This is a genomic window from Dietzia aerolata, assembly GCF_014144865.1.
In the GTDB taxonomy this organism is placed as follows: domain Bacteria; phylum Actinomycetota; class Actinomycetes; order Mycobacteriales; family Mycobacteriaceae; genus Dietzia; species Dietzia aerolata.
Genome location: NZ_JAALDM010000212.1, coordinates 1 through 10,128, shown reverse-complemented (window position 1 = coordinate 10,128; position 10,128 = coordinate 1). Strand labels below are relative to the sequence as shown.

Below are 10,128 nucleotides of genomic sequence, written 5' to 3'. Positions count from 1 at the left end.
CCCGCGCGCTGCCGCCGTCTCGTCCCACCTGCCCCATGAGTACCAATCATCACCGCGCTCGGGTCAACACGCAAGCACGGGCTCAGTCGACCGGGAGGCTCATCTGAATTCCCCCGTCCCCCGAGCGGTGCCACCCCTCGTGTCCCCGGACCGCAGCGCCGGTCGCCATCAGCCGGCCGAGGACTGCGCGGGCCGTGCCCGGCGAGACGCCCGCGGAAGCCGCCACCTCCGCGGGTGCGACGCCGCCGCTCAGTGGCAGCGCTTCGAGAATCCGCCGGGTCACGTCGTCCAGTCCGTCCCACGTGGAGGCGTCCCCGCGCGGCGATGGGGAGACTTCGCCCAGATCGCCGGCAAGTTCCACCACGTCGGCTGCCCGGCTGATGAGGATCGCGCCCTTGTCCCTGATCAGAAGATGGGTTCCAACGGAGGCCACCGAGGTGACGGGCCCTGGGACCGCGCCCACGGGACGCCCCAGGGCCTCTGCCCACGCAGCAGTGCTCAAGGCACCACTGCGGGCGGCCGCCTCGACGACCACCGTCGCCGAGGACAGCGCCGCGATGATGCGGTTCCGGTCGAGGAATCTGTACCGAGTGACGCCGGTGCCGGGCGGTTGTGCCGAGATCACCGCACCGGTCCGGGCGACCTCCTGCAACAGTGCCTCGTTGCCGCGGGGATACAACCTGTCGACACCGCCGGCGAGAACCGCGATCGTCGCGCCGCCCGCACCCACCACGGCCCGGTGTGCCATCGCATCGATGCCGAACGCACCGCCGGAGATGACCGTGAAGTCCTCGGCAGCCACCCCCGCACACAGGTCCGCGGTCACGGCCCGTCCGTATGAGGTCGGGGCACGGGTGCCGACCACCGCGACCGTGCGACGCAGGGCCAGGTCCGGATCGGCGGGGCCGCGCCACCACAGCCCCAGCGGACGCAGTGCGGTGGGCACCCCACCGGAGGACTCGCGTCGCCGGCCCCTCGGCCGATCCAGGGGCGCGAGCTGCCAGTCCGGCCACCCGGGGTCGCCCGGCACCACGATTCGCGCACCCACGTCGTGGGCCCGCCCGATGAGTTCGGTTCCGTCCACCAGCGCGAATCGCCCCTCCGTCTGGTCGGTGAGCGCCTCCCCCACCGCCCGGACCCTGATGCGCTGTTCGGCCTCGACCGGGCCGACGAGGTCGACCAGATCCCACAGCTGCGCGGTGGGCCGCTCGGTCACCGCACCGAGGTAGGCGTACGCCGCGCGGACGTCGTCACTCACGGGTGTGCCCGCGTCGAATTCCCCCGTCATCAGTCCTCTCCCCTCAGCACCATCGCCTCGGCAACGTGCGACTCGGTCGGCACGAGCGCCCCCTCCAGATCCGCGACGGTCCACGCCAGTCGCAGACATCGATCCACGCCCCGCGGCGACAGGACACCATGGGCCAGAGCCCGGTCCAGTGGACGCAGAGCCCGCCTGTCCAGGGCTTTCACGGACCGGAGCACCCGGCCAGGGACGTCCGCGTTGGATACCGCCCCGTTCGCGTCCTCGCAGGCAGCCCACCGTCCGGCTGCTGTCGACCTCGCCGTCGTCACCCTCTCCCGGACCACCGACGAATCCTCGACCTCACCCACGGACAGCAACCCCGACCCCACGGGCAGGGTGCGGCCGGCGATGTCGATCCGGTCCCGCAGCGGCCCGGTCAGGGCCCGCCCGTACCGACGCCTGGCGTCCGGGGTGCACGTGCACGTATCGGGCCGCGCGCTCCCACAGGGGCAGTCGTTGGCCGCCATGACGAGTTGGAAGCGTGCGGGAAACGCGACGATCCCCTCGCTGCGGGCGATCCGGACCTCGCCCTCCTCCATCGGGGTGCGCAGGCTGTCGAGGACTTTGGTCGAGAACTCGGCGCACTCGTCGAGGAAGAGGACGCCCTGGTGGGCGAGCGACACCGCCCCCGGCCTGGGCGTACTCGTGCCACCGCCGATGAGCGCCACCTCCGAGGCCCCGGAATGTGGGGCGACGAACGGTGGCCGGCGAAGGAGCGGATCCCTCGGTGACAGCCTGCCCATGATCGAGTGGATCGCCGTGGCCTCCAGCGCCGCCTGCTCGGCCAGATCCGGCAGCAGGCCGGGCAGTCGACGGGCCAGCATCGTTTTGCCGGTGCCGGGTGGGCCCTGCAGCAAAACGGCGTGGCCCCCGGCGGCCGCGACCTCGATACAGCGGCGACCGTCCTCCTGCCCCACGATCTCCGACAGGTCCGTGTCGTCCCGGGTGTGCGGCCGGTGCGATTCCCGCGCCTCGGCGATCAGGTCGCCCGAACCGCGGGCCCACACCGCGAGCATTGCCAGCGACTCGGCACCGGCGGAAGCGATCCCTGCGACCAGCCGCGCCTCCGCGAGATTCGCCTCGGGGACGATGACCCGATCCAGGCCGGCATCACGCGCGGCGAGGACCGACGGCAGGACTCCCCGCACGGGCCTGATCCGACCGTCCAGGGCGAGCTCGCCGAGCAGGAGGGTCCCCTCGAACGCCGAGGCCGGGAGCTCGCCCGACGCGGTCAGCACGCCCACGGCCAGAGGCAGGTCGAAGCCGGACCCACGCTTGGGGATCCCGGCGGGCGACAACGACAGTACGACCTTGCCGGGAGGCCAAGTCAGACCGGAGTTGGCCACCGCCGCGCGCATCCGGTCCCTGGCCTGGAGCACCGCCTTGTCGGCGAGGCCGACGATGCTGATCCCCGGAAGCCCGCGACCGACGTCCGCCTCCACCTCGACCAACTGCCCTCCGACGCCCTGCAGGGTCACGGCCCATGTCCGTCCGAGCGCCACCGTCACATCACGTCCTCGAGCAGTTCGAGGCGGGGGTTGCTCTCATCGGACAGGTCCACCGCGACCACGTCGAAGTGGACCTCGCGCCACCTGGTCGGATTCTCGGTGAGCCAGGCTGTGGCGAGTTCGCGAATCTTGTGCTGCTTGGAACCGGTCACCGCCTCGGCCGCCGTGCCGAACTGCGTCCCCGTTCTGGCCTTCACCTCGACGAACCGCAGCCGGCCGGCGGCATCCAGGATCACCAGATCGAGTTCACCGTTCCGGTGATGCCAGTTCTGCGCCAGGACCACGCCACCTCGGGCGGTGAACAACGCTGCCGCGTGCTTCTCCCCCAGCCGCCCGATCCGTTGGCGACGATCCGACCCACCTCGCCGTGCCCCACTCGACCCGCCCGCACCCAACATCGTCCGCCCCTCCCGGCGAGCCGGGCCGTCCGGTTCGCCGGGGCCCACCCTGCCGGACGGCAAAGACCCGACCCGCTGTTCGCGGGCCGGGTGGGAGGCGTCCTGTGGACGCGTGTGTCAGCTGTGGGAGCCCTGGATCGGGGCCTACTCGGGGAGCCGCAACTCGGGCTTGTCGAGCTCCTCGATGTTGACGTCCTTGAAGGTGAGAACACGGACGTACTTGACGAAACGCGCAGGTCGATACATGTCCCACACCCAGGCGTCCGACATCCGGACGTCGAAGTAGACCTCCCCGTCAGCCGACCTCGGGATGAGCTCCACCGCGTTGGCGAGGTAGAAGCGGCGCTCCGTTTCGACGACGTAGGTGAACTGCCCGACGATGTCGCGGTACTCGCGGTACAGCGAGAGCTCCATCTCGGTCTCGTAGTTCTCCAGATCCTCGGCGCTCATCTACTGCTCCTCGAATGCACCTGCGCGGCGCGACGGACGTTGGCGTACGACATGCGGTGGATGTCGCTGGGACCGAGCTCCTCGATCGCCCTGACGTGACGTGCGGTTCCGTAACCCTTGTGGGAGGCGAACCCGTATCCCGGGTACCGCGAGTCGAGGTCCACCATAATCCGATCCCGCGTCACCTTCGCGAGGACACTCGCGGCGGCGATGGATGCGACCACCCCATCACCCCCGATGACGGATGTGGACTGGCACCCGAGCCCGTCCACGGCGAACCCGTCGGTGAAGACGAACCCCGGTGTGGGGTCGAGGCCGGCGACCGCACGGCGCATCCCTTCCAGGTTGCAGCGATGAATGCCGCGCTGGTCGATGCGAGTCTGATCGATCTCCACCACGGTGAACGCCACGGCCCGCCGGACAATCGCCCCGTAGAGGCGGTCACGGGTGGCCTCGGACAGACGCTTCGAGTCGTCCAGGTCCGCGAGCTCCGGATGCAGCCGGTCGCCCAGGACGCAGGCCGCCACCACCAGCGGGCCGGCACAGCAGCCCCGGCCCGCCTCGTCCACCCCGGCCGCCGGGCCGAGGCCGCGACGGGAGATAGCCGCCTCCAGTGCCAGGCGTCCGTCACGGCGTGTCACCCGAACCCGACGCGGTAGGACCGGGGTGGGGCGTGCCCGGGTCACCCGACGCTGATGTCCGGGGACTCGACGGAGCCGATACGGCCGAACGGCAGGATGATCGCCTGGACCTTGCCGATGATGTTCTCCCCCGGGACCGTGCCCTGGAACTCGTCGCCCATGTGGAATCGGGAGTCCGCGGAGTTGTTCCGGTTGTCGCCCATCACCCAGTAGTTGCCCTCGGGAACCGTGACGGGCCCGAAGGCACAATTCAGCGGATTGCGGTCGATCGTGGGGTCCGCGTTGAGGTACGGCTCATCCAGCGGCTGTCCGTCCACCATCAGCCTGCCATCGGGGGAGCATCCGCCCACCGTCTGCCCGCCGACGGCGATGACGCGCTTGACCATGTCGTTCTGGTCCGGTGGGACGATGCCGATGACGCCGCCGATGTTCTGCAGCGTGCGGATCACGGGGTTGTCCGACCGGATGGACTGGTACGCCTGATTCCACGAGTCCGGGCCCTCGAACACCACCACGTCTCCGGGCTCGGGCTCCCCGAACCGGTAGCTGATCTTGTCCACGAAGATGCGGTCGCCGGTGCAGCCGGCGCAGCCGTGCAGCGTGGGCTCCATCGACTCCGAGGGGATCTGGTAGACCCGCCCGACGAAGGTCTGGAACACGAAGACCAGCACGAGTGCGATCACCACCAGCATGGGGATCTCTATGTACCAGGGCTGGCCCTTTTTCTCGGACTTCTTCTCGACGCCGCGAGCCGGGGCCCCGTTGTCACGGGGCCCCGGCTCTGCGGGGTCATGTCCGGGCGATTCGGTGCTGCTCACCCGGATGAGCGTAGTCGATTACCTGCCGCCGACGGCGAACGGTTGGACTCGCTCTTACGCGATCAGCGCTTCTCCTTGATCTTCGCGGCCTTGCCGCGGAGCTCACGCAGGTAGTACAGCTTCGCGCGGCGGACGTCGCCCCGCACGAGCACATCGATGCGATCGATGTTGGGCGAGTGCACCGGGAAGGTGCGCTCGACGCCGACACCGAACGAGACCTTGCGGACGGTGAAGGTCTCGCGGACGCCGCCGCCCTGGCGACGGATCACGACGCCCTTGAAGACCTGGATACGCTCCTTGGAGCCCTCGATGACCTTGACGTGCACGTCAAGCGTGTCGCCGGCCCGGAACGCCGGAATGTCGTCCCGCAGGGACTTGTTGTCGATGAAGTCGAGAGTGTTCATTGATGTTCCTTGCATGTCAGGAATGAGGACAGAGGACCCTGGCGCCCACCTGGGTGGGACTACCGGTTCGTGCCCCGGATCAGCGCGACCGTACCCGGGCGCGCAACACGCCCGGAAGATCAACCCCACTAGTGTGCCATCAGCGGTGCACACGCCCCAAATCAGTGCCGTGGAGGCCGGGACCGGCGATCTCCGGTCACCGATCAGGAGTCGGGCGGCGTCCACCCCGCCTCGGCGAGGACTTCACGATCCCGGGCGTCCAGTTCCGCGGCGGCCAGGAGATCGGGGCGACGCTCCGCGGTCCGTCGCAGGGACTCGTCCCGGCGCCACCGGTCGATCTTGGCGTGGTTGCCCGATTTCAGGACCTCCGGCACCGCTCGGTCCCGCCACACCTCGGGGCGGGTGTAGGACGGGCCCTCGAGGAGTCCGTCAGAGAAGGAGTCCTCCTCGTGACTGCGCCGGTTTCCCAGCACTCCCGGCAGCAGCCGAACAACTGCCTCCGCGATTACCAGCACCGCGACCTCGCCCCCGATGAGGACATAGTCGCCGATGCTGACCTCTTCGACGTCCATCACCTGCGATGCCTCGTCGACGACGCGCTGGTCGATCCCCTCGTATCGACCGCACGCGAACAACAGGTGCCTACGTCGGGCGTAGCGCTGGGCGTCAGACTGGGTGAACGGTCGCCCGGCGGGTGTCGGGACGATCAGTAGTGGCCGCTCGTCGTCGTCCCCCCGTGAGGGCGGTTCCACCTCGGGCGGTGAGTCGTCCACTGACGGTGACCCCACGAGGTCGTCGAGCGCCTCGCCCCACACGGTGGGGCGCATGACCATCCCGGGGCCGCCGCCGAAGGGCGTGTCGTCGACCGAACGGTGGACGTCGTGGGTCCAGTCGCGAAGGTCGTGAACGCCGATGGACACGATGCCCCGGTCAACGGCGCGGCCCAGCAGGGCGAGGTGGAGCGGAGCGAGGTAATCGGGAAAAACGGTGACGACGTCGAGCCGTAGCAGCGGGTCCGAGCCGCCTTGATCGGCGGTGGTCACGAGCGTTCCAGCTCGAGCAGTCCCTCCGGCGGGTCGATCACGCAGGTGCCGCCGTCGAGGTCGACCTCGGGAACCAGCTCGGTCACGAACGGGACCATGGCGTCGGTACCGTCCGCCAGGCGGATGCCGAGCAGTTCGCCGGCCGGGGTGTGCATAATCTCGGTGACCTCGCCCAGGGCGGCGCCGCTGGTGTCGAGCACGCGGAGACCCACCAGCTGGTGGTCGTGGTATTCGTCCGGATCTTCCGGCTCCTCCAGATCGTCCGAATCGACCAGCAGGAGCATTCCGCGCAAGGCGTCGGCGGTGTCGCGGTCCCCGACGCCGTCCAGACGCACGAGAAGCCGCCCGGAGTGACTCCGGGCGGCTTCGATCGTGACCTCGCGGTCGGAGGTGGTGCGGCCGCGGCCGGTGCGGCCGACGAGCCGGGTGCCGGGGGCGAACCGCTCCTCGGGGGAGTCGGTACGGACCTCCACCACGAGCTCGCCGCGGATACCGTGCGACTTCACGACGCGTCCGACGACGAGCTCCATGGTGTTCCTGCCCTCCGGCTAGCGGGGTGTGGCGCTGGTCAGCGGTCGGTGTCGACCACGTCGACACGGATGCCGGAACCGCCGACGGCTGCGACGATGGTCCGGATCGCCGATGCGGTGCGTCCGCCCCGACCGATGACCCGGCCGAGGTCGGTCGGAGCGACAGCGACCCGGATCACGGTGCCACGCCGACCACCACTCGCCCGCACGGACACCGCGTCGGGCTCCGACACGATGCCGCGGACGAGATGGTCGACGGCGTCGACAACCATGTCGTTCATCAGAATCAGGCCTCTGCGGACTCGGCCTCGGCGGCCTCGCCGTCGGTGGACTCGGACTCGGCAGCCTTGGCGGCCTCCTCGGCAGCCTTGGCCTCTTCGGCCTTCTTGGCCTTGTCGGCCTTGCGCTTGGCGGTGATGGCCTCGGCGGACGGCTCGCCCTGGGCCTCCTCGAGCGCCTTGTTGAACAGCTCCAGCTTGGTGGGCTTGGGCTCGGCGACCTTCAGGGTGCCCTCGGCGCCCTCGATGCCCTTGAACTTCTGCCAGTCACCGGTCACCTTGAGGAGGGCCTCGACGGCCTCGGTCGGCTGCGCGCCGACGCTCAGCCAGTACTGCGCGCGCTCGGAGTCGATCTGGACGAAGCTGGGCTCCTCCTTGGGACGGTAGAGACCGATGGTCTCGATCGACCGGCCGTCGCGGCGGGTGCGGGCGTCCGCGACGATCACGCGGTACTGCGGGTTGCGGATCTTGCCGAGGCGGGTGAGCTTGATCTTGACGGCCATGTGGGCGTCTCACTTTCTGTTGCAGGTCACGTGGCGATTCGGCAACGCCCGCACTGGTTGCGGGGTTCGGTTTCGCCTTGCGGGTGACCGCCGTTCGGCGCAGGCCGCGGTCCGTGCTGCGAGCACGGGCCGCACCAACCGGTGACGGCGTCCAGCGATCCAGTCTAGACCGGCCGGTCCCCCCGGGACCAATCGGCCCGCCCGGTCAGCGCTTGGGGAATTTCAGGTCGTTGATGTCGATCCCCTCGAGACCCGGCGGCAGCTGGTCCAGGCCGGGCGGCATCTGCGACAGGTCCGGCATCCCGGCGGGCATGCCGGGCATCCCCGGGGGCATTCCCGGCATGCCGCCGGGCATCATTCCCCTGTTCTTGGGCGGGGTGGGGCCGCGGCCCTTACCCTTCTTGCCCTTCTTGCCCTTGCGCTGGTTCTTCCGGTTGCCGCCGGGCATGCCCATCTGGCCGGCCATTCGGCTCATCATCTTGCGCGCCTCGAAGAACCGGTCGACCAGCTGGTTGACGTCGGTGACGGTCACGCCGGATCCCTTGGCGATGCGCTGGCGGCGGGAGGCGTTGATGACCTTCGGATTGGCCCGCTCCTCCGGGGTCATGCCGCGGATGATGGCCTGGATGCGGTCGAGGTACTTCTCGTCGATGTCCCCGACGGCGTCCTTCATCTCCTTGCCGCCGGGCAGCATGCCCAGGAGATTGCCGATCGGTCCCATCTTGCGGATCATCAGCATCTGGTCGAGGAAGTCCTCGAGGGTCAGTTCGCCGGAGCCGATCTTGGCGGCGGTCTTCTCCGCCTCCTGGGCGTCGAAGACGGTCTCGGCCTGCTCGATCAACGAGAGCACGTCGCCCATGCCGAGGATCCGGCTGGACATCCGCTCCGGGTGGAAGACGTCGAAGTCCTCGAGCTTCTCGCCGTCCGAGGCGAACATGATCGGCGTGCCGGTCAGCTCGCGGACGCTGAGCGCGGCGCCGCCCCGGGCGTCACCGTCGAGCTTGGTGAGGACGACGCCGGTGAAGCCGACGCCCTCGCGGAACGCCTCGGCGGTGATGACGGCGTCCTGACCGATCATGGCGTCGAGGACGAAGAAGGTCTCGTCGGGCTGGACGGCGTCACGGATCCCGCGGGCCTGGGCCATCAGTTCGTCGTCGATACCGAGCCGGCCGGCGGTGTCGACGATGACGATGTCGTGCATCTTGGCGCGGGCGTGCGCGAGTCCGCGCTGTGCCACGGAGACGGGCTCCTGGACGCCCACGACCTCGCCGTCCCCACCGACGGAGGTACCGGGGTGCGGCGCGAAGACCTGGACCCCGGCGCGTTCACCGACGATCTGGAGCTGGTCCACGGCGCCGGGACGCTGGAGGTCACAGGCCACGAGCAGCGGCGTGTGACCCTGCCCCTTGAGCCAGTGCGCGAGCTTGCCGGCGAGCGTGGTCTTACCCGCACCCTGCAGGCCCGCCAGCATGATCACGGTCGGGGGCTGCTTGGCGAACTCGATCCGCCGCGCCTCACCGCCCAGGATCGCCGTGAGCTCGGCGTCGACGATCTTGACGACCTGCTGCGCCGGGTTGAGCGCCTCGGAGACCTCGGCACCCTTGGCCCGCTCCTTGACCCGCGAGATGAAGGTGCGCACGACCGGCAGCGCCACGTCGGCCTCGAGCAGCGCGAGCCTGATCTCGCGCGCCGTCGCGTCGATGTCGGCGTCGCTGAGCCGGCCTTTGCCACGCAGGTCCTTGAGCGCACCTGTGAGGCGGTCGGACAAGGATTCGAACACGGCAACAGCTCCCTGGTTCGCGGCCGGGGCCTGCTCCAGGCCTCGGTGTCGTCGGCGACGACTCCACACAGGGTATCGGCACCGCGCGCCCCGGTACACGCTGAGGTCGATTGCGTCCGTGCGAGATCAGGACAGTGCCGCCTCCACAACCGCCGCCGTGCTCAGCACCGCGCCGGGGCCCGACAGCGCGAACGCGTCCTCGACCGCCGATCCCCGCGTTCGCACCACGACCCAGTCGATCCTCGCGCCGGCCCCCAGCACGGCCGTGACGATCTGGGCCAACAGCCCCGGCCGGTCCCGGGCACGGACCTCGAGAATCACCCCGTCCCCGTCGGATCTGGCGCTGACCAGCACGGACACCGGCGTGTCCCCCGGATGGTGCTCGGTGGCCCGCGCGAGCGCGGCGCGCATGGGGCCGGGCAGGCCGGAGTCGATCGTCCGGCGCAGGTCCGTGGCGAGCACGCGCGGGTCG

At 69.9% G+C, this 10,128-nt stretch carries 12 protein-coding genes and 1 pseudogene; all 13 read right to left on the bottom strand.

Going from position 1 to position 10,128, the window contains the following annotated elements:
• Positions 1-82: 82 nt before the first annotated feature.
• Entirely contained in the window at positions 83-1,288 is a 1,206-nt protein-coding gene (gene dprA / locus G6016_RS12265) for a DNA-processing protein DprA (protein ID WP_182632926.1), read from the bottom strand.
• Complete coding sequence (locus G6016_RS12260; protein ID WP_182632928.1) at positions 1,288-2,805, bottom strand: YifB family Mg chelatase-like AAA ATPase; 1,518 nt, start codon at positions 2,803-2,805, stop codon at positions 1,288-1,290. The genes dprA and G6016_RS12260 overlap by 1 nt, the downstream gene beginning before the upstream one ends.
• Positions 2,806-2,807: 2 nt before the next feature.
• Positions 2,808-3,257 (bottom strand): YraN family protein, encoded by a 450-nt coding sequence (locus tag G6016_RS12255; RefSeq protein WP_338403599.1) that lies wholly within the window; start codon positions 3,255-3,257, stop codon positions 2,808-2,810.
• 96 nt (positions 3,258-3,353) lie between these two features.
• Positions 3,354-3,659, bottom strand: a complete 306-nt coding sequence (locus G6016_RS12250) for a DUF2469 domain-containing protein (RefSeq protein ID WP_007632861.1) — start codon at positions 3,657-3,659, stop codon at positions 3,354-3,356.
• Positions 3,656-4,345 (bottom strand): ribonuclease HII, encoded by a 690-nt coding sequence (locus tag G6016_RS12245; RefSeq protein WP_380023419.1) that lies wholly within the window; start codon positions 4,343-4,345, stop codon positions 3,656-3,658. The genes G6016_RS12250 and G6016_RS12245 overlap by 4 nt, the downstream gene beginning before the upstream one ends.
• Positions 4,342-5,118 carry a signal peptidase I gene (lepB, locus tag G6016_RS12240; RefSeq protein WP_182632924.1) on the bottom strand — a complete coding sequence of 259 codons (777 nt, stop codon included), beginning with the start codon at positions 5,116-5,118 and terminating at the stop codon, positions 4,342-4,344. The genes G6016_RS12245 and lepB overlap by 4 nt, the downstream gene beginning before the upstream one ends.
• Positions 5,119-5,180: 62 nt before the next feature.
• A complete protein-coding gene (rplS, locus tag G6016_RS12235; RefSeq protein ID WP_182632923.1) occupies positions 5,181-5,522 on the bottom strand; it encodes a 50S ribosomal protein L19 in 342 nt (113 codons plus the stop codon).
• Positions 5,523-5,725: 203 nt separating this feature from the next.
• Positions 5,726-6,532, bottom strand: a complete 807-nt coding sequence (gene trmD / locus G6016_RS12230) for a tRNA (guanosine(37)-N1)-methyltransferase TrmD (RefSeq protein WP_187354550.1) — start codon at positions 6,530-6,532, stop codon at positions 5,726-5,728.
• Between the two features lie 29 nt (positions 6,533-6,561).
• Positions 6,562-7,095 carry a ribosome maturation factor RimM gene (gene rimM / locus G6016_RS12225; protein WP_182632921.1) on the bottom strand — a complete coding sequence of 178 codons (534 nt, stop codon included), beginning with the start codon at positions 7,093-7,095 and terminating at the stop codon, positions 6,562-6,564.
• 38 nt (positions 7,096-7,133) lie between these two features.
• Entirely contained in the window at positions 7,134-7,376 is a 243-nt protein-coding gene (locus G6016_RS12220; RefSeq protein ID WP_182632920.1) for an RNA-binding protein, read from the bottom strand.
• A gap of 5 nt (positions 7,377-7,381) precedes the next feature.
• A complete protein-coding gene (gene rpsP, locus G6016_RS12215; protein ID WP_182632919.1) occupies positions 7,382-7,876 on the bottom strand; it encodes a 30S ribosomal protein S16 in 495 nt (164 codons plus the stop codon).
• A gap of 205 nt (positions 7,877-8,081) precedes the next feature.
• On the bottom strand, positions 8,082-9,656 hold the full coding sequence (gene ffh / locus G6016_RS12210; protein ID WP_182632918.1) for a signal recognition particle protein: 1,575 nt from the start codon (positions 9,654-9,656) through the stop codon (positions 8,082-8,084).
• A 126-nt stretch (positions 9,657-9,782) separates the two neighbouring features.
• Positions 9,783-10,128: pseudogene (locus tag G6016_RS12205) on the bottom strand (hypothetical protein); the annotation flags it as partial.

What these genes read in the sequence shown, in the direction of transcription:
- G6016_RS12250 (WP_007632861.1), bottom strand. Translation starts at nt 3,659, where the DNA reads ATGAGCGCCGAGGATCTGGAGAACTACGAGACCGAGATGGAGCTCTCG.
- G6016_RS12220 (WP_182632920.1), bottom strand. Translation starts at nt 7,376, where the DNA reads ATGAACGACATGGTTGTCGACGCCGTCGACCATCTCGTCCGCGGCATC.
- dprA (WP_182632926.1), bottom strand. Translation starts at nt 1,288, where the DNA reads ATGACGGGGGAATTCGACGCGGGCACACCCGTGAGTGACGACGTCCGC.
- rpsP (WP_182632919.1), bottom strand. Translation starts at nt 7,876, where the DNA reads ATGGCCGTCAAGATCAAGCTCACCCGCCTCGGCAAGATCCGCAACCCG.
- rimM (WP_182632921.1), bottom strand. Translation starts at nt 7,095, where the DNA reads ATGGAGCTCGTCGTCGGACGCGTCGTGAAGTCGCACGGTATCCGCGGC.
- rplS (WP_182632923.1), bottom strand. Translation starts at nt 5,522, where the DNA reads ATGAACACTCTCGACTTCATCGACAACAAGTCCCTGCGGGACGACATT.